This is a genomic window from Ruegeria sp. C5 (assembly GCF_056537605.1).
The window spans coordinates 532,007-554,832 of the sequence record NZ_JBQFRX010000001.1 but is presented as its reverse complement, the minus strand read 5'-3'; the positions used below and the strand labels follow the sequence as shown (position 1 = coordinate 554,832).

Sequence of the window (22,826 nt, the reverse complement as noted above, 5' to 3'; positions counted from 1 at the left end):
CGGAAAACGCGATGACACCTGCTGCTCGGGTACAGGCCTCGATCGAGATCCTCGATGACATTCTTGCCGGTGCACCGGTCGAGAAGGCGTTGACCGGCTGGGCTCGACGCAGTCGGTTCGCGGGATCTAAGGATCGCGCTGCGATCCGGGATCATGTGTTTGATGCATTGCGGTGCAAGCGATCCTTCTCGGCGCTCGGTGGATCCGAGACGGGGCGCGGCCTGATGATCGGTGCCGCCCGATCCTTGGACTCAGACCTAACGTCATTATTTTCGGGTGCGCGGTATGCACCTGCAGAGGTAACCGAAGCTGACCAACCCAGGTCATTTCAGAGCGACGCAGAACGTCTGGATATCCCTGAATGGTTGTGGCCCCAATTTCAGGCCGCGTTGAAGGACGAAGCTGAACTTGCCGCAGCCACGCTACAATCGCGCGCTCCGGTTCATCTGAGGGTTAATCTGCTGAAAGCTGACCGACCCTCGGCCATTCAGCGATTGGCTGCCGATGGGATTACGGCGCATCCACATTCGGCTTGCGACACCGCATTGGAAGTGACCGTAGGCGCACGCAAGATATCAATGAGCGGCCCGTATACAGATGGACTTGTTGAGTTGCAGGATGCCGCGAGCCAAGCGGTAATTGCCGCGCTTGATTTGCAGCCAGGCATGCGAGTTCTGGACTACTGTGCAGGCGGCGGTGGTAAGGCGTTGGCTTTGGCGGCAAGGGCCCCCGGCGTTCACGTCTTTGCCCATGATGCCAGTCCCAAACGCATGCGGGATTTGTCAGCACGCGCGGCAAGGGCGGGCGCAGATGTCACAATCTTGACCACAGGCCAAGTCTCCAGTCAGGCGCCGTTCGATGTCGTTTTGACAGATGTGCCCTGTTCCGGCAGCGGATCGTGGCGCCGCGCACCGGCAGGGAAATGGGCGCTTACGCCGGAGCGCTTGGACGAGCTGACGCAGATTCAGGCCGCTATTCTACGAGACGTTTCACCTCTCGTTGCGCCCAAAGGCGTGCTTGCCTATGCGACCTGCTCGATGCTGACGATTGAAAACGACGGCATTATTGATGGATTCTTGGCCAGCAATCCCGAATGGCAGAGCGAATACCGCAAAACGTGGCTGGTTTCACACGGGACCGATGGATTTTTTACTGCACACTTGACGCGAATATAAACTTTAAAACACAACCTTAAGAAGTTTATGTCACTGATCATTAAGCAGCAATTAACCATTGCAGGCAGATATTGATCAGAAATTGTAATAATCCGGGCTGTTTATGTCTATTCAATCTGAATTTACCCCCTCTCGATCAAGTGGATGGGGCATTGATCGTGGGCGCTATGCCTCACTGGCATTGATCGCCATTTTATTGAGCGTACTTTCCTTCTTTGACGTCTTGCCGCCACGGTTAAGTGCTGGGGTCGCAGCCGTTGGCTTGTCCTTCCTGGTAGTAGTGGTCTTTGCCTTGGCGCGCGCTTGGATATTGAATCAGATCGAAGCGCAAACATACGCTGCGATGACGGGTTTTCTAGAGCAAGAAACCGATGCCTGTGTCATTTCGGATGCGACGGGCGAGGTGCTAGTTGCAAACGCTCAGGCCAATGCGCGTCTTATTCGGAACGCGGGTACGCGACTAGATGGGTCTCTGCGTACCGTATTTGCAAACCCGTCGGCGGTGCTGTTGCGTTTGCAGTCTCATGCCCTGAAACGGGGCTTTTGGGAAGAAGATGTTGTCACGCGCGGACAAACAATACCCGTGTCTGTTTCAAAGCTGGGTGAAAATCGGTTTTGCTGGCGTTTTAGAATAGATGCACCCCAGATCTGGCGCAGCGTGCAGCGGCCGGTTCTGACGGTCGGACGAAATGACGTGGTGCTGGATGCCAATGATGCGGCAATCGAACTTTTTGGTCAGATTCCCACATGCCTCAAGCCGATGGTTCAAGCTGGCGGTGCAGTTGATGGTAGCATCATACAGATTAAAACCGGGGAAACCGAAGCACCATTCACTGTCACAACGCTAAGGCACAGCGGTATTGTGCGTGAGTTGCTTTTAACGCCGCTGCAGCACGCCGAAGGACCACAGCACACGACATCATTTGCAGATTTGCCAGTTGCGATCATGTGCATGTCTCCCGATGGAGATGTTAGCGAAGCAAACCACCTCGCAGTTGAATTGGTCGGTGAGATCCAACCGGGGCGGACGAATATCGAAAGCATGATGCAGGGGCTCGGCTATCCGATCAGGGACTGGCTGGCGAGTGCTGCCGAACAAGGCGCAGCACCGCGGTCTGAATTCCTGCGTTTGGTGCGCAAGGACAAAGAGGTATTTGTGCAAGTTACGCTGTCACGGATTCTCAGGGATGGTCAGGTTTGTCTTATTGCGGTTCTGAACGATGCCACCGAACTGAAAACGATGGAGGCGCAGTTTGTCCAAGGCCAGAAGATGCAAGCCGTTGGGCAATTGGCTGGCGGGGTCGCACATGATTTCAATAACTTGCTGACGGCGATTTCGGGGCATTGTGATCTGTTGCTGTTGCGCCATGACCAAGATGACCCGAATTACGGCGATCTTATACAGATCAATCAGAACGCCAACCGTGCTGCAGCGTTGGTCAGCCAGCTTCTGGCCTTTTCGCGCAAACAAACGCTCCGGCCCGAGGTGCTGGATCTGCGAGATACGATTTCAGACCTTATCCATTTGCTAAACCGTCTTGTGGGCGAGAAGGTCCGCCTGACGCTCAGTCATGATCCGGTGCTCAAACCCGTCTGTGCGGACAAGCGCCAGTTAGAGCAGGTCTTGATGAACCTGGTCGTCAATGCGCGTGATGCGATGCCTGAGGGTGGGGAGATTCGGATCGAGACCGAAGTAGTGACATTGGATCAATCGATCACGCGCGATCGGGCGACGGTACAGCCGGGGGAATATGTTACGGTCAAAGTCATCGATAGCGGCATCGGGATTCCTGCAGACAAACTGCAAAAGGTGTTTGAGCCATTTTATACGACCAAACGCACAGGCGAGGGGACGGGGCTGGGGCTATCGACTGTTTACGGGATCGTAAAACAGACTGGTGGTTTCATATTTGTCGACAGTGTGCAGGACCGGGGAACGGAATTCACCGTGCTCTTGCCTGTGAGTTCCCGGGTCCAAGAATCGGAGCCTGAGGTACCCGATACGTCAGAGGTGCAAAGTTCCCGATTGGGTGAAGGCGTGGTTTTGTTGGTCGAAGACGAAGCCCCGGTGCGCGCCTTCGCGACGCGGGCGCTTCGCTTGAAAGGCTACACTGTGCTTGAAGCTGAATCAGCCGAAGATGCGCTGCAATTGTTGGACGACCCCAATTTGCTGGTGGATGTTTTTGTTACCGATGTCGTCATGCCCGGAATGGACGGCCCGACCTGGGTGCGCGAGGCCATGAAAACACGGCCTGACGTGCGGGTGGTCTTCATGTCAGGCTATACTGAGGGGGCATTCGGCGAATCTGGTCCTCAGATCGAAAATTCCACCTTCCTGCCCAAGCCGTTTTCGTTGACCCAGCTGACCGAAGCGGTGTTTCAGCAAATGAATTGAAAACGCTATTCGGCAGCACGATACAATGCGTATTCTGCGGCGTTCAATGATTGGAACCGGAGTTCAGTTTGTTTTGAGAAGTCCATCGGGCAAGCGGGCGAGACGTTCTCACGCGGTAGATCGATTTTACATTCCAGCCGATTCTGAAGGAAATCCAGTATCTTTTGCTGGCTGTCATATTTGAAGATATGCGCAACACCTTTACCGTTACTGCGGGGTTGCAAAAAATCGGTTTGGCATCCCACATCTGCGTAGACCGGGCGGGGGGTTTGCATATAGGCGTCAAGGAATGCCTCGAAGCTTAAACCTTTTGTGGAATGCGGATGACCTGCCAATTCGGCGCGCGTTCGATATCGATACCAACTTCCCAACCAATCGACAGGTTCGCGCACAATGGCCATGACGTCCATTTCTGCATCAAACATCTTGCGAAACATGGTCTGGAAGAAACGATCATAGCGACGCATGTTCGCATGTTTCAGGTCTGTTGGTCCGGACACGACGATATCGGCCCTATCGCGTAAAGCTGATTGATACGCGGTGGAGCCGGTCTTTGGAACAGACAGAAGCGCAAGCCGCTTTTCATAGAAAACAAGCATTTATCTTTTCTCTTCAATGCCTTTCATGTCTGAGATTGTCGTAAACGACTCTTTAACACAATTGCTGAAGAGTAGTTTTCATAAGTTTTAGTTGAAATGTTCTCTTTTTGGTCCCATAAGGAACAAGAGGCGAACAAAGCAGCGATTGCCGCCCGATCAAGGGTGTGACAAAAGAGAAGGCGACAGGACAATGGCGGATCTTCTGACGATGAGCGACAAGAAAAACGCAGACAAGCAAAAGGCGCTCGACAGCGCATTGGCCCAGATCGAACGGCAGTTCGGCAAAGGCTCGATCATGAAGTTGGGCGAAGATTCCAAGCAGGATATCGATGCGAGCTCGACCGGGTCGCTGGGCTTGGATATCGCGCTGGGGATCGGCGGCCTGCCGATGGGGCGGATCGTCGAGATTTATGGCCCGGAAAGCTCGGGTAAGACCACGCTGACGCTGCACTGCATCGCTGAACAGCAAAAACGCGGCGGAGTCTGCGCGTTCGTCGACGCAGAACATGCGCTGGACCCTCAATATGCGCGCAAGCTGGGTGTGGATCTGGATGAATTGCTGATCTCTCAGCCCGACACTGGCGAGCAGGCACTTGAGATCACCGACACCTTGGTGCGGTCGGGAGCCGTGAACATGGTCGTGGTCGACTCGGTTGCGGCGCTGACGCCGAAATCCGAGTTGGAAGGCGACATGGGTGACAGCAGCGTCGGTGTTCAGGCCCGGCTGATGAGCCAGGCGATGCGCAAGCTGACCGGCTCGATCAATCGCTCGAACTGCATGGTGATCTTCATAAACCAGATCAGGATGAAGATCGGTGTGATGTTTGGCAGCCCGGAAACCACTACCGGTGGTAATGCGTTGAAATTCTACAGCTCGGTCCGTCTGGATATTCGCCGTATCGGTGCGATCAAGGATCGGGACGAAGTTGTGGGCAACCAGACCCGCGTCAAGGTCGTCAAGAACAAGGTGGCACCGCCGTTCAAGCAGGTGGAATTCGACATCATGTATGGCGAAGGCATCAGCAAAATGGGTGAGCTGCTGGATTTGGGCGTCAAGGCCGGTGTGGTCGAAAAGTCGGGTTCGTGGTTCAGCTACGGTGATGAGCGGATCGGGCAGGGGCGTGAGAATGCCAAGCAATATCTGCGTGACAATTCCCGTGCGGCGCTCGAGATCGAAGACAAAATACGTGCCGCGCATGGGTTAGACTTTGAAATGCCACCCGAGGCGGAAGAGGATGACATCCTCGAAGCTTAAAGCGTGCCTGAGGGGGAACCAAAGAAATCCCCCGCACCCCGGTAATGCTAAAATATCTGGAACAGGGTGGTCCCTCGGGGCCGCCTTGTTTCGTTTCGGATGGGCCAATGCTGTGGACACTCTTGGGGGGTGGGGCTAAACCTTTGCTGACCATAACGACTGCGCGCCGAGAGAGCCTTATGCCAACGCTGAACGACATTCGATCTACCTTCCTGAACTACTTTGCCAAGCAGGGGCACGAAGTGGTTGCGTCTAGCCCGCTGGTTCCGCGCAATGATCCGACACTGATGTTCGTCAACTCGGGTATGGTTCAGTTCAAGAATCTGTTTACTGGCGTCGAAACCCGCGACTACAGCCGTGCTACCACTGCACAGAAATGCGTGCGTGCAGGCGGCAAACACAACGATCTGGACAATGTGGGCTATACCGCTCGCCACCATACGTTCTTTGAAATGCTGGGGAATTTCTCATTCGGGGATTACTTTAAGCATGAGGCGATACCGTTCGCTTGGGAACTGATCACCAAAGAATTTGGTATCGATAAGAACCGTCTGTTGGCCACTGTCTATCACACCGATGATGAGGCATTTGAAATCTGGAAAAAGGTTGGTGTCCCTGAAGACCGGATCATCCGCATCGCTACTAATGACAATTTCTGGCAAATGGGCCCTACCGGCCCCTGCGGCCCGTGCACCGAGATTTTCTATGACCACGGTGATCACATCTGGGGCGGGCCTCCGGGTTCGGCTGAGGAAGATGGTGATCGGTTCATCGAAATCTGGAACATCGTTTTCATGCAGAACGAACAGTTCGAAGACGGCTCGATGGTCGAACTCGACATGCAGTCGATCGACACCGGCATGGGATTGGAACGCATTGGAGCGTTGCTGCAAGGCAGCCACGACAATTATGACACCGATCTGTTCAAAACGCTGATCGAAGCCTCCGCGGATGCGACCGGTGTTGATCCTTATGGGGATCAAAACGTGCATCATCGCGTGATTGCGGACCACTTGCGTTCAACTTCGTTCCTGATCGCGGATGGTGTGATGCCGTCAAATGATGGGCGAGGGTATGTTCTGCGCCGTATCATGCGCCGCGCGATGCGCCATGCGCATCTGTTGGGGGCCAAAGATCCGGTGATGCACCGCCTGGTACCCACGCTGGTGCAATTGATGGGTGCGCAATATTCAGAGCTTGGTCAGGCGCAGCCACTGATCGAAGAGACACTGCTGCTTGAGGAAACTCGGTTCAAGCAAACTTTGGATCGCGGTTTGAAGCTGTTGGATGAGGAAGTCTCGGGCCTACCTGAAGGCGATCCACTACCCGGAGACGCGGCGTTCAAACTGTATGATACCTATGGTTTCCCGCTTGATCTGACGCAGGATGCGCTGCGCGAGAAAGGTCGAACCGTCGACACCGATGGATTTGACGTGGCCATGGCCGAACAAAAAGCCAAGGCTCGCGCGGCGTGGGCCGGGTCTGGCGAATCTGCCGATCAGGTGGTTTGGTTCGATGTGCTGGATGCGGCCGGTGCGACCGATTTCCTTGGCTACGATACTGAAAAGGCCGAAGGGCAGGTCGCTGCGTTGGTGGTCGATGGTGCATTGGTCGACAAGATCGAGAAGGGTGGTACCGGCTGGGTCGTAGTCAACCAGACACCGTTCTATGGCGAGGCCGGTGGCCAGGTCGGCGACACCGGTGAAATTCGCAGGCTGGATGAGCGCGACGATATCGCCCGTGTTGAAGACACCAGAAAGTTTGCTGATGGCAAAGTCTATGCTCACAAGGTCACGATTGATCATGGGGAGATCTCAAAAGGTGACGCAGTTGAGCTGGAAGTCGATCACGCGCGCCGCACGGCCATTCGTGCCAACCACTCCGCGACGCACCTTCTGCATGAAGCCCTGCGTGAGACATTGGGTGATCACGTGGCGCAGCGCGGGTCGCTCAACGCATCAGATCGTTTGCGGTTCGATTTCAGCCATTCCAAGGCTCTGACACTGGAAGAAGTGCAGAAAGTTGAGCGAGAGGTGAACGCGTTCATCCGCCAAAACTCAACCGTGGAAACCAGGATTATGACACCGGATGACGCCCGTGAACTGGGTGCTCAAGCTCTGTTCGGTGAGAAATACGGGGATGAGGTGCGCGTGGTTTCGATGGGCAAAGCACCCACCGGCAAAGGCCAGGATGGTGAGACATGGTCGATTGAACTGTGTGGCGGCACCCATGTGCGCCAGACCGGTGATATCGGAACCTTCGTCGTGCTGGGCGACAGTGCCAGCAGCGCGGGCGTGCGGCGGATCGAGGCTTTGACCGGTGATGACGCATTTAAGTATCTGTCGAAACAGGATCATCGCCTTTCCTCAATTGCGCTTGAGTTGAAAGCGCAGCCTGATGACGTTGTGGCGCGTGTGAAGACTCTGTTGGATGAGCGTAAGTCGCTGCAAAACGAAGTTGCGCAGTTGCGCCGTGATCTGGCCATGGCCGGAGGCGCGGGGCAGGGCGGTGGAGCGGAAGCGCGCGATGTGAACGGTGTGGCGTTCTTTGCGCAGTCGCTCTCGGGTGTGTCCGGAAAGGACCTGCCTGCATTGATTGATGAGCACAAAAGCCGTTTAGGAACCGGTGCAGTATTGTTGATTGCTGATACCGGCGGCAAAGCGGCTGTTGCTGCGGGCGTCACGTCTGACCTGACAGACACGGTATCTGCGGTGGATCTGGTCCGCGCGGCGGTCGCTGAACTGGGCGGCAAAGGCGGTGGCGGACGGCCTGACATGGCACAGGGGGGGGGCAAGGATGCCTCGAATGCAGAGGCTGCAATCAAGGCCGCTGAACAGGTTTTGGGAGGATAAGATGCCAGCACTTTGGATCGCACACGTCACTGTGACAGACGCCGATGCTTATGGAAAATACGCCGAGCTTGCAGGGCCGGCAATTGCGGCGCATGGGGGTGAATTCATCGCCCGCGCGGCACGTTACGTGCAGTTAGAGGGCAAAGAGCGACCACGCAATGTGGTCGCCCGCTTCCCAACCGTAGAGGCTGCGGTAGAGTGCTACAATTCTCCTGCATATCAGCAGGCATTGGATCATGCCCGTGGCGCCAGCGAGCGAGAGCTGGTGGTCGTTGAAATTACCGACTGAGAATCAGGCTAAATCTACCTTCGCATGAAATTTGCAAATTCTGCCCGGCCCCGAGCCGTGCGACCTGCCATGCATTTTAGCGTGGGCGGCTCTTCACGATCGCTCTGAATTTATACACATTATTACAATGGGTTGTGCGTACTTCCTGTTGATTTTGAACATATTTCTCTGTCCGATTGTGGCACTTCGCGCCACTTTCTTGCGCGGAAATGGTCACGAAATGTGACGAATTTCCGCCGTTTTTTCCGCTCAATCTCGGATTTGATTGCGTGACAACCACGGTTTGCGGATATGGTCCGGTATACAGATGGGTTCTGATCCACGCAGTTTGCAGGGATTAATAGGACTCGAGGGACAGCATGAAATTCTTTGGTACGACCATAGATGCCCACTTAAAGAGCGCTGCCAAGCTTGGCGGGCTGTTTGGTTTGGCTATCCTGATTAACGGTTCGCTGTTGTTTGGGACTGAAGCATCGGCGAAAGATGCCGCGTTTATCCCGAGTATCGCTGCCTCGCCACCACCCTCGGGTGCGCGTCAGCTTTGCGGTAAGTATTCCTGGGCATGTGCGCAAAAAGGTATCGGTTCCTTATCTACCAGCCAAGAATTGAAGCTTGTCAAAGAGATCAACCGCCGCGTTAATCGATCCACGCGAGAGGTCACGGATCAGTCGCAATACAAAACCAGTGAACTTTGGGCGCTTCCAACGTCGCGCGGTGGTGACTGCGAAGATTTTGCGCTTCTAAAGAAAAGAGATTTGATCCAGGCTGGTTTCGACCCTCGTAAACTACTGCTCGCGACAGTGTTGGATACGCGCAGAAACTCTCATGCTGTTTTGGTTTATCGGTCGAGCGGCGGCGATCTGGTCCTGGATAATTTGACCAATCAGATCAAGCCTTGGAAAGCGACGCGCTATCTGTTCCTGAGGATGCAAGACCCAAAGCAGCCACGAAATTGGGTCGGGGTTTTCGGTAAGAGCTAGAAAATCGTGAAACAAAAAAGGGCGCCTGTAATGAGCAGCGCCCTTTTTCAGCATTAGTTATCAAATATACTAGTATTAACTTTGTTTTTCGACTTTTTGTTTTTCGACTTTTTGTTTTTTGACTTTTTGTTTTTTGACTTTTTGTCTTTGGACTTTTTGTTCTTCATTTTTTTGTCTTTGGACTTTTTGCCCTTGGATTTCTTGTCATTAGACTTTAGTTCCTTCAACTTTCCGTCGTCCGAATTGTCGTCATCAGGCTCATTGTCATCGGGCTGGTTGTCATCAGGATCATTGTCATCAGGATCATTGTCATCAGGATCATTGTCATCAGGATCGTTGTCATTTCCGTTGTTGTTACCTCCCGGCGTCGACGAACCGGGGTCGTTGTCCGGAGAAGAATCACCGCTAGGGCCGGAACTTGAACTTTCCCGCTCAGATTCATCTGATGGACCGTCGCCAGATCTTTGGTCGGCGAAGCCGATGCTTGCAGTTGGCAGGTCGGTCAAAACAGCTGCAAATCGCGGGCAATCAAGAATGGTACGTTCCAAGATAGACTCGAAGTCGGCGCGTCGCTGGATATACCGGAGCATGCCCGAAGTAACCACGTCACACGCACAAAGCGTGTTCGAAGATACAGATTGTTTGGCCGTTCTCACGGTACATGTGCCAGCTGCCTGAGCGGAATTTACGAAGGTGAAGGGTAAGATTGCGGAAGCAAAAGCAATCGATAACAGTTTGGATCTAATGCGCATCGCACGCTCCTTAAGCACTCGTTAACTAATCTGCCGTTTACTCAAACGGCGTCACACTTTGAACACAAAGTCCTCTTTCTATCGCCTATATTCAAGCAAACTTTCTGTTGGATTTCTGTGATCCAGCTCACTCAAACGCGATTAACCCATAAAAAACAAAAAGAAGACCTGCTGTTGCACCAGGTCTTCTTTTTCTGTGTTGTTTCTAGCCTGACGCAAAAATGTCACGAATGTGGCAATGTTTCCAAAACGTGAACAAGTTCACAGCATTGATCAGGCTGATTTTGACATCCGTTTACGCTCATGCGGATCCAGATAACGTTTGCGAAGCCGGATCGCATTGGGCGTAACCTCGACCAGTTCATCGTCGTCGATATAAGCGATTGCCTCTTCAAGCGAGAACTGAATATGAGGGGTCAGCCTTACTGCGTCGTCCGAGCCGCTGGCACGCACGTTTGTCAGCTTCTTCCCTTTCAGCGGATTCACTTCCAGATCGTTGTCTCGCGAATGCTCTCCGATCACCATGCCCCGATAGACATCAGTTTGCGGGCCAACAAACATGCGGCCACGCTCTTCCAAATTCCACAGCGCATAGGCGACCGCCTGACCGTTTTCCATCGAGATCAGAACACCTGCACGTCGACCAGGAATCTGCCCTTTATGAGCCGCCCAGGCGTGGAAGACCCGGTTCAAGACACCAGTTCCGCGTGTATCGGTCAGGAACTCTCCGTGATAGCCGATCAGGCCACGAGACGGCACGTGGGCGATGATCCGGGTTTTGCCTGCCCCTGCAGGGCGCATTTCAGCCAGTTCACCTTTGCGCGTACCCGTGATTTTCTCGATCACCGCGCCAGAATATTCATCATCCACATCGATCGTGACTTCTTCGATAGGTTCAAGGCGCTGGCCGCTCTCCTCGCGGAACAAAACCTGAGGGCGCGAGATGCTGAGCTCGAATCCTTCGCGACGCATGTTTTCGATCAGAACACCCATCTGCAATTCGCCGCGACCAGCAACCTCGAAAGCCTCACCGCCGGGCGTGTCGCTGATGCGGATGGCTACGTTCGATTCGGCTTCTTTCATCAGGCGATCACGAATGACCCGAGACTGAACCTTTTTGCCGTCACGACCGGCCAGTGGGGAATCGTTTATGCCGAAGGTCACTGTGATGGTTGGCGGATCGATAGGCTGGGCGGGCAGGGCCTCTTCGACTTGCGGGGATACAAGGGAATCTGCCACGGTGGCTTTGCTCATACCCGCAATCGTGACAATATCGCCTGCTTCGGCGACGTCGATGGGTTGTTGAGCTAATCCACGGAATGCCAGGATTTTCGACGCGCGGAAGCTTTCAATCTGGGTGCCGTCTCGGCTGAGTGCTTTGAGGCTGTCACCCGCTTTCAGAGTTCCACTTTCCACGCGACCGGTCAAAATGCGACCGATGAATGGATCGCTGCCCAAAGTGGTGGCGAGCATCCTGAACGGTTCGTCCTTTTTCTCGATCTGCTTGGGGGCGGGGACGTGATCAACGATCAGATCGAACAGGGCGGTCAAGTCCTTGCGCGGACCGTCAAGCTCCATATCGGCCCAGCCGGACCGGCCCGAAGCATACATGGCCGGGAAGTCCAGCTGATCGTCATCGGCGCCCAAGTTGGCGAAAAGGTCGAAACATTCGTCCAGCGCGCGATCAGGCTCGGCATCGGGTTTGTCGACCTTGTTCAGCACGACAATCGGGCGCAGGCCCAAAGCCAGCGCCTTTGAGGTCACGAATTTGGTTTGCGGCATCGGGCCTTCGGCGGCATCGACCAGCAGTACAACGCCGTCGACCATGCTGAGAATACGTTCGACTTCCCCACCGAAATCAGCGTGGCCGGGGGTGTCGACGATGTTAATGCGGGTATCCTTCCACTCAACGCTGGTGGCTTTGGCCAGGATGGTAATGCCGCGTTCGCGTTCCAGGTCGTTGCTGTCCATGGCGCGTTCTGCCACGGCCTGGTTTTCCCGGAACGCGCCGGATTGTTTGAGCAGCTCATCCACCAGGGTCGTCTTGCCGTGGTCCACGTGAGCGATGATTGCGATATTGCGCAGGTCCATGAGAGGTCAGCCTTTGAACGGGAAGTTGCCGCGCGCATAACGCGGCGCGACAAAATATACCAGCCCTAACCGGCGGTCAGTGGCCCGCTGTGGCTGAAAACAGGTGGATGATCAGAATGCCACTCAAAATCATGCCCAAACCCAAGACTGCGGGCCAATCGAGTTTTTGGCCAAAAACCAGAAATCCAATCAGTGCGATCAGGGCAATACCGAGGCCCGACCAGATTGCATAGACAATGCCCACGGGCATGACCTTTAACGTGAGGGCCATAAGATAAAAGGCTGCCCCATAGCCAACCACGACAAGAGCCGACGGCCAAAATCGCGTAAACTGATGGCTAGCCTGCAACGCAGTCGTGCCGATGGTTTCCGCGATAACAGCCAACATTAGGATTAGGTAGGTCTTTGGCACGAGCGATGCCTCTCTGAATTATCGCGAAAGGTTGAGCATACTTGCGATTATTTGGGCAAGGGGATTCAGATGCAGATGATCAAAACCCTAACTTTACCAAAGGTCAGGTAAACCCGACTATTCGGGCTTTTGCATTCGTGCTAAACACTCGATTGTTTTTAGTGTGTTTTTAATGAGTTTGATAAGATGACGACTTTTGCAAAATCGGTCATTATCGCTTCGGTTTTGATTGTGGCGTTGGGGTGGCTTGCAGACGGGGGGTCCGTCGACATTGATGCAGCCCAGAATGTTGAGCGGTTCACAGGTTTTCCGGTTTAGGCGCCCACCGAGCGATATCCTCGAAAAGGAGCTTTCGGGCTCCTTTTCTTTTCTTCAGACGCTAAGCAATCTTTACTGCTTTTCGATCGCTTTCAGCTTGGATCGATGTTCAGACAGTCTTTTCACCACGAATTGCCGCGCCTTGCGTTCCGCCAGCCTAACCCGGATTTCGGTCAAGAACGCTTCTTCCAGAGATTGCGAGGCTGCACCGAGAACGTCTCCAACCTCCACAAAGAATCGATCCTCGCCTGTCTCGTCCATAACCTTCATCGTGTCCTCGGCCAATCTGGCGGCGAGGGTAGTGATGGTATCGGACATCAGCGCGTATTCTCTGTCAGGCGGCGTTTCACGTAATCCGTCACATCTGTCATCAGCGTGTCCATGTGGCGGTCTTGGAAGAAGTGATCGGCACCTTCCACCTCATTATGGGTGATGGTGATACCCTTTTGTTCATGCAGCTTTCCGACCAGAGACGCAGTGTCTGCAGGTGGCGCTACACGGTCCGCCAATCCGTTGATGATCAAGCCAGAAGACGGGCAGGGTGCCAGGAACGAAAAGTCGTACATGTTTGCGGGCGGCGATACACTGATGAAGCCAGTGATCTCGGGGCGGCGCATCAGAAGCTGCATTCCGATCCATGCACCGAACGAGAATCCAGCGACCCAGCAATGCTTGGAGTTGTTGTTCATCGACTGAAGGTAATCCAGCGCTGATGCTGCATCGCTCAGCTCACCTACACCCTGGTCATACTCGCCCTGGCTGCGACCAACGCCGCGAAAGTTAAAACGCAGAACCGTGAAGCCCATGTTGTAAAAGGCGTAATGCAGGTTATAGACCACCTTGTTGTTCATGGTCCCGCCAAATTGTGGATGCGGGTGAAGCACGATAGCGATCGGTGCGTCTTTTTCCTTTTGCGGGTGGTAGCGGCCTTCCAGGCGGCCTTCGGGTCCGGGAAAAATCACCTCGGGCATGTGTGCTTTGGTCCTGTTTTTTGACGCGTCGGCCCCGAGATTATCTTGACGGTAATCCTCAGGTACCTTAGAACGGTTCTAATTACATTGTGTCGCGTGAAAACGCTGTCAGTGGGAGATACGCACTGGCTCGGGCGACGTCAATGTTTTCGCGCAGTTCTTGCCTGAAGGAAACAAAATGAAGCTGTCTACCAAAGGCCGCTATGCGATGGTTGCGCTGGCGGATATCGCCCTTCAGTCCTCGGACAAACTTGTCACGTTGGGCGAGATTTCCGAACGTCAGGATATTTCACTACCGTATTTGGAGCAGCTTTTCGTGAAACTGCGCCGAGCTGATCTGGTCAGTTCAGTACGCGGACCGGGTGGGGGCTATCGCCTGGCGCGACCTGCCTCGGAAATCCGTGTGGTCGAGATACTGGCCGCGGTTGATGAGACGGTGGATGCGATGCACAAGGGGGCAGGTGCCTCGGGCGCGTCTTCGGGCAGCCGGGCGCAGTCACTGACCAATCGGTTGTGGGAAAGCCTGAGCGCGAATGTTTACGTATTCCTGCATCAAACGCGGCTGTCGGATGTAATTCGGAATGATCTTGCACCGTGTCCCGCTGTTCCTAGCTTGTTCGCAGTCGTGGACGATTGATCTGATGACGTTTTTCTGTGTTCCGTCAAAACCCATCTTGGAAAAGATACATCTATGAAACGGGTTTATCTCGACCATAACGCAACCGCCGCTCTGAGGCCCGAGGCCCGCGATGCAATGATCGCGGCGATGGATTTGGTGGGTAATCCGTCCTCGGTCCATGCCGAAGGGCGCGCCGCAAAAGCGGTGGTCGAGAAAGCGCGGGCTCAAATCGCAACAGCGTTTGGGGCAGATGGTGCCGACATCGTGTTTACTTCTGGTGCGACGGAGGCAGCGGCTTTGGCCATGGCGGGGCGCGATCTTCAAGGTGCAGCGATTGAACATGACGCGGTAAGAGCTTGGATTAATGAGGTTCTGCCTGTCTCCCAAGGCGGTTACGTTGACGTGCCGGACGCTTCCCGATCCACGCTACAACTGGCCAATTCGGAAACTGGAATTGTTCAAGCTTTGCCTGCCGGTCTTGCGGTCACTGACGCGACTCAGGCTTTTGGTAAGTTGCCGATAGCCTTCAACTGGCTGGGGGCTGAGATGGCGCTGATTTCAGCCCACAAACTTGGCGGGCCAAAAGGGATCGGGGCGTTGGTGATGAAACGCGGCACCGATCTTGCTGCGCAAATCAAGGGCGGCGGGCAGGAGATGGGGCGTCGCTCGGGTACAGAAAATGTCACTGGAATTGCGGGGTTCGGAGCAGCAGCTGAAGCCGCGTCCCGTGATTTAGCAAATGGCGTTTGGGAAAACGTTGCAGAACTTAGAAATATTCTAGAAAACGCTCTTGAGGCTGGTACGAAAGCTACTATTTTTGTCGGGAAAGACCAAAGGCGACTCCCCAACACTCTGTGCTTCGCCACACCGGGATGGAAGGGCGAGACACAGGTCATGCAGATGGATTTGTCAGGCTTCGCGATCAGTGCGGGCTCGGCCTGTTCCAGTGGCAAGGTTCGTGCAAGCGCCGTACTGACGGCCATGGGATTTGATGAGATGAAGGCCTCCAGCGCAATCCGCGTATCGCTGGGGCCGGAGACGGCAGAAGAAGATGTGCTGCGTTTCGCGGAAACGTGGCTTGAAAAAGAGAAAAAGCATCGCGCGCGGGCCGCGTGATCTGACGGAGGGTGAATTATGGCCGCTTTGGACCAGACCCAGGTGAAAGAGGGTGTCGATCAGGAAACCGTAGACGCGGTTCGCGAGGTCAGCACTTATAAATACGGCTGGGAAACTGATATCGAGATGGAGTATGCGCCAAAAGGCGTGAATCCCGATATCGTTCGTCTGATCTCGGACAAAAATGATGAACCTGAGTGGATGACCGAATGGCGTCTGGCCGCGTTCGAGCGCTGGACCCAGATGGAAGAGCCTAAATGGGCGATGGTGCACTACCCGCCGATCGACTTTCAGGACCAGTATTATTATGCCCGTCCGAAATCGATGGAAGATAAACCCAAATCTCTGGATGAGGTCGATCCCAAGCTTCTGGCGACTTACGAAAAGCTGGGTATCCCTCTGAAAGAACAGATGATCCTGGCAGGTGTCGAGGGCGCTGAGAATGCACCGGCAGAAGGCCGTAAGGTTGCTGTTGATGCAGTATTTGACTCGGTTTCGGTCGGGACGACTTTTCAGGAAGAGTTGAAGAAAGCCGGCGTTATCTTCTGCTCGATTTCCGAGGCGATCAAAGAGCATCCGGAACTGGTCAAGAAATACCTGGGGACGGTCGTACCGGTCTCGGACAATTTCTATGCCACGCTCAACTCAGCTGTGTTCTCGGACGGCTCGTTTGTTTATGTCCCTCCGGGCGTGCGCTGCCCGATGGAACTGAGCACATATTTCCGCATCAATGCAGAAAATACCGGCCAGTTTGAGCGCACGCTGATCATCGCCGACAAGGGCTCTTACGTCTCGTATCTGGAAGGCTGCACCGCGCCCCAGCGCGACACCGCTCAGTTGCACGCGGCGGTTGTCGAGATTATCGTCGAAGAAGATGCCGAGGTGAAATACTCGACCGTTCAGAACTGGTTCCCCGGAGATGAGAATGGCAAGGGCGGTATCTACAACTTCGTGACCAAGCGCGCCGATTGTCGGGGTGATCGCTCCAAGGTGATGTGGACGCAGGTCGAAACCGGCTCGGCTGTGACCTGGAAATACCCGTCTTGCATCCTGCGTGGCGACGATAGCCAGGGTGAGTTCTACTCGATCGCGATCACCAACAACATGCAGCAGGCCGATACCGGCACCAAGATGGTTCATCTGGGCAAGAACACCAAGTCGCGGATCGTATCGAAAGGGATCAGTGCCGGTAAGGCGCAGAATACCTATCGTGGTCTGGTGTCGATGCATCCAAAGGCCAAGGATAGTCGCAACTATACGCAGTGCGACAGCTTGCTGATTGGCGACAAATGCGGGGCGCATACGGTTCCGTATATCGAGGTGAAGAACAACTCATCTCGGGTCGAGCACGAGGCGACTACCTCGAAGGTAGACGACGATCAGCTGTTCTATTGCCGTCAGCGTGGCATGGACGAGGAAGAAGCCGTGGCCTTGGTCGTCAACGGGTTCTGCAAGGACGTTCTGCAGGCGCTGCCGATGGAATTTGCGATGGAAGCGCAACAGCTTGTGGCAATCAGCCTTGAGGGATCAGTCGGCTGATGACACCAAAACCCCAACAGCGAATCCGAAAGGACGATGTCCTGACCGTGCTTGGCTATGCGTTGCCGGTGCTCGGCGGCCTGTTGGGGGTTGCTTACGTCAATACCAAGTACATGGACTTCATAAACCCGGTTTGGGCAGTGGGCGCAGGCGCGTTGCTTGGATGGATCATCGCCCGCGTGATCCGCAAGGTGCTGGGATAAGAACTTATCGGGGTCACAATGCGCCCCTTGCGATATGCTAAAGGACAGAAAATGCTGGAAATCAATAACCTGCACGTCAAACTTGAGGAAGAAGACAAGCAAATTCTGAAAGGGGTCGACCTGACGGTCGAGCCTGGCAAGGTGCATGCGATCATGGGGCCCAATGGCTCGGGCAAATCAACGCTCAGCTACGTGTTGTCTGGTCGTGATGGCTATGAGGTGACCGAGGGCGGCGCGACGCTTGATGGCGAGGATCTGCTTGAGATGGAACCGGAAGAACGTGCAGCCGCAGGTGTGTTTCTGGCGTTCCAGTACCCGGTCGAGATTCCCGGTGTGGGCAACATGACCTTCCTGCGCACCGCCGTGAATGCGCAGCGCAAAGCACGTGGCGAGGAAGAGCTGTCGGCGACGGATTTTTTGAAAGAGGTTCGTGCCAAGGCCAAGGCGCTGAAAATCGACGCTGAAATGTTGAAACGTCCGGTCAATGTTGGCTTTTCGGGTGGTGAGAAAAAGCGCAACGAAATCCTGCAAATGGCGATGCTAGAGCCGAAGATGTGTATCCTGGACGAAACGGACTCGGGCCTTGACGTAGACGCGATGAAGCTGGTGGCCGAGGGTGTGAACGCCCTGCGCGATGAAGGGCGGGGTTTCCTTGTTATCACGCACTATCAGCGGCTTCTCGATCACATCAAACCTGACGTGGTTCACATCATGGCGGATGGTCGTATCGTGAAATCCGGTGGCCCCGAACTCGCGCTGGAAGTGGAAAACAACGGCTATGCCGACATCCTGGCCGAGGTGAACTGATGGCATTACCCCAAGCGAAACAAACGGCGACCGAGGAACGGCTGGCAGCGCTGACCATGCCGGATGCGGGATGCACACGCAAAGCGCGCGAAGCCGCAATTGCACGTGTACGCGCGATGGGTTTGCCCAGTCGTCGAGATGAATACTGGAAATATACCCGTCCAGACACTCTGGTCTCTGCGGAAGCTCCCAGTGCTGCTTTGTTCAAAACGGATGAACCGGCTCTGTTCCACGCGCTCGACCGACTGAAGATCGTTTTCATTGATGGCGTATTCAGCCCGGAAGAGTCTGATGATCTGTCTCTGGAGGGTGTAACGATCGATCGGCTGGAAGATATCTGTTGCAAAGATATCCATTGGGCCAAAGAGTTATACGGCGTTCTTGAAGCAAAAGGCCAAGATCCAGTGGCGCGTCCCTTGGCGGCGCTGAACACGGCCTATGCGTCAGATGGAGTTGCCATTCATGTATCCGGCAAGCCGAGCAAACCGATTAACCTGATTTATCGCCATGAATCTGAAACGTCGGATGCGATCCTGCATCACGTCGTTCGGGTTGAAAGCGGTGCCGAAGTCACGATCCTTGAAAACGGACCCGCAGCTTCGCGCTTCAACAAATGCATGGAGATCGATATCGCCGACAATGGCACACTGCATCATATCCGTGCGCAGGGCAGGGATCATCAACGCCGTGCGGCGACTCATATGTTCTCGCGGCTTGGCAAAGAATCCGTCTATAAATCCTTCACGCTGACCGTGAACGGAGTTTTAACGCGAAACGAGCAAGTCGTCGAACTGACGGGTGATGATGCGGTCGCGCACGTGGCGGGTGCGTGTGTTGGAGACGGTGATTTTCTCCATGATGACACGGTCTTTGTCACCCATGATGCGGTGAATTGCGAGAGCCGCCAAGTGTTCAAGAAGGTGCTTCGCAACGGTGCGACGGGTGTTTTTCAGGGCAAGATCTTGGTGAAGGAAGGTGCTCAGAAAACCGACGGTTACCAGATCAGCCAGTCGCTGCTTCTGGACGATGACAGTCAGTTCCTCGCAAAGCCCGAGCTCGAGATTTACGCCGATGACGTTGCGTGTTCGCATGGTTCGACCTCGGGCGCCATTGATGAAACGGCTTTGTTCTACCTGCGCTCGCGTGGAGTACCAACTGCGGAAGCAACCGACATGTTGACACTGGCCTTCCTGGCTGAAGCCGTCGATGAAATCGAGGACGAGGATCTGGCAGCTGATATCGTGTCCCGATTGCAAGATTGGCTGGCACGCCGACGCTGATGCCTGTCACAACTGATATCGTGGCCACGTATCGCGGACCGGGGCGTGTGGTGCGTCGGCTGCTTGATATGGGGCCGCGCGAAGATCGCGCATTGGCGTTTGTGATGGCGTTCTGTGTAATAGGCTTTATCGCACAATTGCCCGGCCTTGCACGGAGAGCTCATCTGGAAGGAATAGAGCTGAACATGCTGATGGGCGGGGCCCTGTTGGGCTCGGTCTTTATTCTGCCATTGTGCTTTTATCTTCTTGCTTGGCTCACCCATTTCATCGCGCGAATGATGGGGGGCGTTGGCACCAGCTATGGTGCGCGGCTAGCCTTGTTCTGGGCGCTTCTCGCGTCAGCGCCTTTGGTGTTGCTGAATGGGCTGGTGTCCGGTTTCATCGGCCCCGGGTCAGCGCAAACACTTGTGGGGCTGTTATGGGTTGCGGTTTTTCTCTGGTTCTGGTTGTCGGGCCTCAAGCAATCGCAAAAGGCTGCTAAATGAATTCCACCGCACTGCTCAACCTGGTCGTTCTGACCCTGTCCAATCCAGCCGAAGCCGCAAGACGATTGCTCGCGTTGCGGCTGGGTACGGATGTACTGTGGCTCGCCTTCTCTCTCGCGGTGATCCTGAACGCTCTGGTCCAGTCTGCGTCCAGCTTCGTCCTGCCGCTTATCAGTCCGGATGTTCAGCAATTGGCTGAGCCACTATCGAGGACGCTTTTTGTTTCTGTTGCGGCGATCATGATCAGCGTCGTGACGTTCCTGTTAGTGGGCCGCGTCCTAGGTGGAACGGGAACGTTCAATGACTTCATGACGCTGATTGTCTGGTTGCAAATCCTGCAAATTGCGGGGCAAGCAATCATTCTAGCGCTGGTTGCGGCGCTGCCGTTTCTATTCTTACCGGCCAGTCTGGCGATGCTGGGTCTTAGCCTTTATATCACTCTGCATTTTCTCAACGAGGCGCATCGATTTAAGTCGTTGGGAAAGTCGTTTGTTGTGATCCTGATCTCTGGTCTTGTGGCCGTCCCGTTTGTTCTTTGGCTGATCCCCGCTGGGTCTGTATAGGGAAGTCCTGTCTATGTATGACGTACAAAAAATCCGCGCAGATTTTCCGATCCTGTCACGTCAGGTCAACGGAAAGCCGCTGACTTATCTAGACAATGGGGCCTCCGCGCAGAAACCCCAGGTAGTGATCGACGCGATCACGCAGGCCTATGCGCTCGAATATTCGAACGTGCATCGAGGGCTTCACTATCTGTCAAATCTCGCGACCGAGAAATATGAGGCCGTCCGTGGCACGGTTGCGCGGTTTCTGGGCGTATCAAACGAGAATGAGATTGTCCTGAATTCGGGTACGACCGAAGGAATCAATTTAGTCGCCTACGGTTGGGCAATGCCACGCCTGCAGGCGGGGGACGAGATTGTCCTCAGCGTGATGGAACATCACGCCAACATCGTACCGTGGCACTTCCTGCGCGAACGGCAGGGCGTGGTGCTGAAATGGGTCGATGTCGATGCGACCGGCCATCTTGACCCTCAGGCGGTAATCGACGCCATTGGCCCCAAGACAAAGCTGGTTGCGGTGACCCAGTGCTCGAACGTGCTGGGCACTGTGGTTGATGTCAAAGCAATCACGCAAGGCGCCCACGCCAAAGGCGTTCCGGTTCTGGTGGATGGCAGCCAGGGCGCGGTTCATATGCCCGTCAATGTCGATGACATCGGATGTGACTTCTATGCCATCACGGGTCATAAACTGTACGGCCCATCCGGTTCTGGCGCTATTTTTATCAAATCGGACCGCATGGCTGAAATGCGCCCCTTTATTGGTGGCGGTGACATGATCAAAGAGGTTTCAAAAGATCAGGTGATCTACAACGATCCGCCAATGAAGTTCGAGGCCGGAACCCCTGGCATCGTGCAGACCATCGGGTTGGGTGTGGCGCTTGACTATATGATGGACCTTGGCATGGAGAGCATCGCATCGCATGAGGCCGGCTTGCGCGATTATGCAATGCAACGGTTGAATGGATTGAACTGGCTGCAGGTTCAAGGCACCACAGCGAACAAAGCCGCGATATTCAGCTTTACTTTGGATGGGGCAGGGCATGCCCATGATGTTTCAACCATTCTGGACAAAAAGGGTGTCGCCGTGCGCGCAGGCCACCACTGCGCCGGGCCGCTGATGGATCATTTGGGGGTCACTGCTACCTGTCGTGCCAGCTTTGGGCTTTATAACACGACTGATGAGGTCGACACTCTGATCGATGCGTTGGAGCTTGCCCACGATCTGTTTGCCTGATCGTACTGCGGATTTGCAGTTGCACCCGGATTGGAACGAGGGTAGCTAACGGCCAAGGCACCTGTAGCTCAGCTGGATAGAGCGCTGCCCTCCGAAGGCAGAGGCCAGAGGTTCGAATCCTCTCAGGTGCGCCATTTCACCCTTGCTAGTCGTCATATTACGCAGAACTGACGGTGCACGAACCTGTTTTTCCAGGCAAAACAAAAACCCCCGCCAGAACTATCTGATGGGGGTTGTGCAACAGCGAAAGATGAAATGCTCGATTAGCCGCGCCACGAGCGGATGACACCGCAATCCATGTGAACGAAATTTGAACGATAGTACTGTCCAACGCCACCGGCACGACAGGCCATCGCTGCCTTGCCCATTTGCGAAACCGAGCGTGATGACAGTCGCAGATCAGCAGCCTGACCCTTCATATGAAGCGAATTCTTCGCAACACCCCGCGAGCGGCGGCGCAGCATTGCGTTGGTTTGCGGCGAGCGGTAACCCGACAGCAGCATGTATGGCTCGCTGACATCCAGAAGGTTATGAGTGGCCGCCATGATGTCGATGGTCCTCAGGTCCACTGACTTGACTTGATCGCTGCGCCAGTCGCGCATGAAGTGATTGACCTCTTTCACCGCGTCTTTGATGTATTTGCCATCAACCCAATAGACCATATCGATACGTTCACCGGTACGGCCGGAATACATGCGGATACGGCGAATATCACCTCCGCCGCGAAGGAAACCTGCTGCGTTGGAATATGTGGGGGCTGCAACAACTGCGGTTGCGGCGAATGCGCCCAATAGGGCACGCCGGGTCAGGCCCGAGGTACTGCTCTTGGTCATTTTTTGTTTCGTCCCGTACTGTTCCTGCCTGCACACGATGTTACGCGCGCCGTATTAA

At 54.7% G+C, this 22,826-nt stretch carries 23 protein-coding genes and 1 tRNA gene; 17 read left to right on the top strand and 7 right to left on the bottom strand.

Going from position 1 to position 22,826, the window contains the following annotated elements; genetic code table 11:
* Nucleotides 1-11: 11 nt before the first annotated feature.
* Nucleotides 12-1,175 carry an RsmB/NOP family class I SAM-dependent RNA methyltransferase gene (locus ACR0AW_RS02825; protein WP_170732255.1) on the top strand — a complete coding sequence of 388 codons (1,164 nt, stop codon included), beginning with the start codon at nucleotides 12-14 and terminating at the stop codon, nucleotides 1,173-1,175.
* A gap of 103 nt (nucleotides 1,176-1,278) precedes the next feature.
* Nucleotides 1,279-3,570, top strand: coding sequence for an ATP-binding protein (locus tag ACR0AW_RS02820; protein ID WP_170732254.1), 2,292 nt, complete (start codon nucleotides 1,279-1,281; stop codon nucleotides 3,568-3,570).
* 5 nt (nucleotides 3,571-3,575) lie between these two features.
* On the opposite strand, the gene ACR0AW_RS02815 is transcribed toward ACR0AW_RS02820, so the two are convergent.
* Complete coding sequence (locus tag ACR0AW_RS02815; protein ID WP_170405857.1) at nucleotides 3,576-4,169, bottom strand: sulfotransferase family 2 domain-containing protein; 594 nt, start codon at nucleotides 4,167-4,169, stop codon at nucleotides 3,576-3,578.
* Between the two features lie 190 nt (nucleotides 4,170-4,359).
* Between ACR0AW_RS02815 and recA the strand changes: the two genes are divergently transcribed.
* From recA to ACR0AW_RS02795, 4 genes are all read left to right on the top strand, one after another.
* Entirely contained in the window at nucleotides 4,360-5,424 is a 1,065-nt protein-coding gene (gene recA / locus ACR0AW_RS02810) for a recombinase RecA (RefSeq protein WP_170393025.1), read from the top strand.
* Nucleotides 5,425-5,603: 179 nt separating this feature from the next.
* Entirely contained in the window at nucleotides 5,604-8,276 is a 2,673-nt protein-coding gene (gene alaS / locus ACR0AW_RS02805; RefSeq protein ID WP_170732444.1) for an alanine--tRNA ligase, read from the top strand.
* Between the two features lies 1 nt (nucleotide 8,277).
* Nucleotides 8,278-8,565, top strand: a complete 288-nt coding sequence (locus tag ACR0AW_RS02800) for a DUF1330 domain-containing protein (protein WP_170393026.1) — start codon at nucleotides 8,278-8,280, stop codon at nucleotides 8,563-8,565.
* Between the two features lie 359 nt (nucleotides 8,566-8,924).
* The gene (locus ACR0AW_RS02795; protein ID WP_170405851.1) at nucleotides 8,925-9,545 is read left to right on the top strand and encodes a transglutaminase-like cysteine peptidase; all 621 of its coding nucleotides are present in this window, start codon (nucleotides 8,925-8,927) and stop codon (nucleotides 9,543-9,545) included.
* A 53-nt stretch (nucleotides 9,546-9,598) separates the two neighbouring features.
* Here the strand turns inward: ACR0AW_RS02795 and ACR0AW_RS02790 are convergent, their stop codons facing one another.
* From ACR0AW_RS02790 to ACR0AW_RS02780, 3 genes are all read right to left on the bottom strand, one after another.
* On the bottom strand, nucleotides 9,599-10,297 hold the full coding sequence (locus ACR0AW_RS02790; protein ID WP_170732252.1) for a hypothetical protein: 699 nt from the start codon (nucleotides 10,295-10,297) through the stop codon (nucleotides 9,599-9,601).
* A gap of 273 nt (nucleotides 10,298-10,570) precedes the next feature.
* A complete protein-coding gene (gene typA, locus ACR0AW_RS02785) occupies nucleotides 10,571-12,388 on the bottom strand; it encodes a translational GTPase TypA (protein WP_170732251.1) in 1,818 nt (605 codons plus the stop codon).
* A gap of 76 nt (nucleotides 12,389-12,464) precedes the next feature.
* Entirely contained in the window at nucleotides 12,465-12,800 is a 336-nt protein-coding gene (locus ACR0AW_RS02780; protein ID WP_480438560.1) for a DMT family transporter, read from the bottom strand.
* A 186-nt stretch (nucleotides 12,801-12,986) separates the two neighbouring features.
* Between ACR0AW_RS02780 and ACR0AW_RS02775 the strand changes: the two genes are divergently transcribed.
* Entirely contained in the window at nucleotides 12,987-13,118 is a 132-nt protein-coding gene (locus ACR0AW_RS02775) for a hypothetical protein (protein ID WP_255612097.1), read from the top strand.
* Nucleotides 13,119-13,190: 72 nt separating this feature from the next.
* Here the strand turns inward: ACR0AW_RS02775 and ACR0AW_RS02770 are convergent, their stop codons facing one another.
* Both ACR0AW_RS02770 and ACR0AW_RS02765 read right to left on the bottom strand, forming a co-directional pair.
* Nucleotides 13,191-13,436 (bottom strand): hypothetical protein, encoded by a 246-nt coding sequence (locus tag ACR0AW_RS02770; protein ID WP_170393030.1) that lies wholly within the window; start codon nucleotides 13,434-13,436, stop codon nucleotides 13,191-13,193.
* On the bottom strand, nucleotides 13,436-14,089 hold the full coding sequence (locus tag ACR0AW_RS02765) for an alpha/beta hydrolase (RefSeq protein WP_008758207.1): 654 nt from the start codon (nucleotides 14,087-14,089) through the stop codon (nucleotides 13,436-13,438). The genes ACR0AW_RS02770 and ACR0AW_RS02765 overlap by 1 nt, the downstream gene beginning before the upstream one ends.
* Nucleotides 14,090-14,267: 178 nt before the next feature.
* On the opposite strand from ACR0AW_RS02765, the gene iscR reads away from it, so the two are divergent.
* The 10 genes from iscR (at nucleotide 14,268) to ACR0AW_RS02715 (ending at nucleotide 22,069) form a co-directional block, all read left to right on the top strand.
* Nucleotides 14,268-14,726, top strand: a complete 459-nt coding sequence (iscR, locus tag ACR0AW_RS02760) for a Fe-S cluster assembly transcriptional regulator IscR (RefSeq protein ID WP_170393031.1) — start codon at nucleotides 14,268-14,270, stop codon at nucleotides 14,724-14,726.
* A 54-nt stretch (nucleotides 14,727-14,780) separates the two neighbouring features.
* A complete protein-coding gene (locus ACR0AW_RS02755; RefSeq protein WP_170732250.1) occupies nucleotides 14,781-15,824 on the top strand; it encodes a cysteine desulfurase family protein in 1,044 nt (347 codons plus the stop codon).
* Nucleotides 15,825-15,842: 18 nt separating this feature from the next.
* The gene (gene sufB / locus ACR0AW_RS02750) at nucleotides 15,843-17,363 is read left to right on the top strand and encodes a Fe-S cluster assembly protein SufB (RefSeq protein ID WP_170393033.1); all 1,521 of its coding nucleotides are present in this window, start codon (nucleotides 15,843-15,845) and stop codon (nucleotides 17,361-17,363) included.
* Nucleotides 17,363-17,566, top strand: coding sequence for a hypothetical protein (locus tag ACR0AW_RS02745; protein WP_170405842.1), 204 nt, complete (start codon nucleotides 17,363-17,365; stop codon nucleotides 17,564-17,566). Before sufB ends, ACR0AW_RS02745 begins: the two co-directional genes overlap by 1 nt.
* A 51-nt stretch (nucleotides 17,567-17,617) precedes the next feature.
* A complete protein-coding gene (gene sufC / locus ACR0AW_RS02740; RefSeq protein ID WP_170393035.1) occupies nucleotides 17,618-18,373 on the top strand; it encodes a Fe-S cluster assembly ATPase SufC in 756 nt (251 codons plus the stop codon).
* Nucleotides 18,373-19,653: a Fe-S cluster assembly protein SufD gene (gene sufD, locus ACR0AW_RS02735; RefSeq protein WP_170393036.1), complete on the top strand. Its 1,281-nt coding sequence runs from the start codon at nucleotides 18,373-18,375 to the stop codon at nucleotides 19,651-19,653. The genes sufC and sufD overlap by 1 nt, the downstream gene beginning before the upstream one ends.
* Nucleotides 19,653-20,138 carry a YIP1 family protein gene (locus ACR0AW_RS02730; protein WP_170393037.1) on the top strand — a complete coding sequence of 162 codons (486 nt, stop codon included), beginning with the start codon at nucleotides 19,653-19,655 and terminating at the stop codon, nucleotides 20,136-20,138. The genes sufD and ACR0AW_RS02730 overlap by 1 nt, the downstream gene beginning before the upstream one ends.
* Entirely contained in the window at nucleotides 20,135-20,701 is a 567-nt protein-coding gene (locus tag ACR0AW_RS02725) for a Yip1 family protein (protein WP_170393038.1), read from the top strand. Before ACR0AW_RS02730 ends, ACR0AW_RS02725 begins: the two co-directional genes overlap by 4 nt.
* A gap of 13 nt (nucleotides 20,702-20,714) precedes the next feature.
* On the top strand, nucleotides 20,715-21,935 hold the full coding sequence (locus ACR0AW_RS02720) for a cysteine desulfurase (protein ID WP_170732249.1): 1,221 nt from the start codon (nucleotides 20,715-20,717) through the stop codon (nucleotides 21,933-21,935).
* Between the two features lie 57 nt (nucleotides 21,936-21,992).
* Nucleotides 21,993-22,069: transfer RNA gene (locus ACR0AW_RS02715), tRNA-Arg, on the top strand.
* Nucleotides 22,070-22,198: 129 nt separating this feature from the next.
* Here the strand turns inward: ACR0AW_RS02715 and mepK are convergent.
* The gene (mepK, locus tag ACR0AW_RS02710; RefSeq protein ID WP_170393040.1) at nucleotides 22,199-22,768 is read right to left on the bottom strand and encodes a peptidoglycan L,D-endopeptidase MepK; all 570 of its coding nucleotides are present in this window, start codon (nucleotides 22,766-22,768) and stop codon (nucleotides 22,199-22,201) included.
* Nucleotides 22,769-22,826 lie beyond the last annotated feature (58 nt).

Bases quoted from the DNA above. Each gene is read 5' to 3' on its own strand.
- ACR0AW_RS02825 (WP_170732255.1), top strand. From the start codon at position 12: ATGACACCTGCTGCTCGGGTACAGGCCTCGATCGAGATCCTCGATGAC.
- ACR0AW_RS02820 (WP_170732254.1), top strand. From the start codon at position 1,279: ATGTCTATTCAATCTGAATTTACCCCCTCTCGATCAAGTGGATGGGGC.
- ACR0AW_RS02815 (WP_170405857.1), bottom strand. From the start codon at position 4,169: ATGCTTGTTTTCTATGAAAAGCGGCTTGCGCTTCTGTCTGTTCCAAAG.
- recA (WP_170393025.1), top strand. From the start codon at position 4,360: ATGGCGGATCTTCTGACGATGAGCGACAAGAAAAACGCAGACAAGCAA.
- alaS (WP_170732444.1), top strand. From the start codon at position 5,604: ATGCCAACGCTGAACGACATTCGATCTACCTTCCTGAACTACTTTGCC.
- ACR0AW_RS02800 (WP_170393026.1), top strand. From the start codon at position 8,278: ATGCCAGCACTTTGGATCGCACACGTCACTGTGACAGACGCCGATGCT.
- ACR0AW_RS02795 (WP_170405851.1), top strand. From the start codon at position 8,925: ATGAAATTCTTTGGTACGACCATAGATGCCCACTTAAAGAGCGCTGCC.
- ACR0AW_RS02790 (WP_170732252.1), bottom strand. From the start codon at position 10,297: ATGCGCATTAGATCCAAACTGTTATCGATTGCTTTTGCTTCCGCAATC.
- typA (WP_170732251.1), bottom strand. From the start codon at position 12,388: ATGGACCTGCGCAATATCGCAATCATCGCTCACGTGGACCACGGCAAG.
- ACR0AW_RS02775 (WP_255612097.1), top strand. From the start codon at position 12,987: ATGACGACTTTTGCAAAATCGGTCATTATCGCTTCGGTTTTGATTGTG.
- ACR0AW_RS02770 (WP_170393030.1), bottom strand. From the start codon at position 13,436: ATGTCCGATACCATCACTACCCTCGCCGCCAGATTGGCCGAGGACACG.
- ACR0AW_RS02765 (WP_008758207.1), bottom strand. From the start codon at position 14,089: ATGCCCGAGGTGATTTTTCCCGGACCCGAAGGCCGCCTGGAAGGCCGC.
- iscR (WP_170393031.1), top strand. From the start codon at position 14,268: ATGAAGCTGTCTACCAAAGGCCGCTATGCGATGGTTGCGCTGGCGGAT.
- ACR0AW_RS02755 (WP_170732250.1), top strand. From the start codon at position 14,781: ATGAAACGGGTTTATCTCGACCATAACGCAACCGCCGCTCTGAGGCCC.
- sufB (WP_170393033.1), top strand. From the start codon at position 15,843: ATGGCCGCTTTGGACCAGACCCAGGTGAAAGAGGGTGTCGATCAGGAA.
- ACR0AW_RS02745 (WP_170405842.1), top strand. From the start codon at position 17,363: ATGACACCAAAACCCCAACAGCGAATCCGAAAGGACGATGTCCTGACC.
- sufC (WP_170393035.1), top strand. From the start codon at position 17,618: ATGCTGGAAATCAATAACCTGCACGTCAAACTTGAGGAAGAAGACAAG.
- sufD (WP_170393036.1), top strand. From the start codon at position 18,373: ATGGCATTACCCCAAGCGAAACAAACGGCGACCGAGGAACGGCTGGCA.
- ACR0AW_RS02730 (WP_170393037.1), top strand. From the start codon at position 19,653: ATGCCTGTCACAACTGATATCGTGGCCACGTATCGCGGACCGGGGCGT.
- ACR0AW_RS02725 (WP_170393038.1), top strand. From the start codon at position 20,135: ATGAATTCCACCGCACTGCTCAACCTGGTCGTTCTGACCCTGTCCAAT.
- ACR0AW_RS02720 (WP_170732249.1), top strand. From the start codon at position 20,715: ATGTATGACGTACAAAAAATCCGCGCAGATTTTCCGATCCTGTCACGT.
- mepK (WP_170393040.1), bottom strand. From the start codon at position 22,768: ATGACCAAGAGCAGTACCTCGGGCCTGACCCGGCGTGCCCTATTGGGC.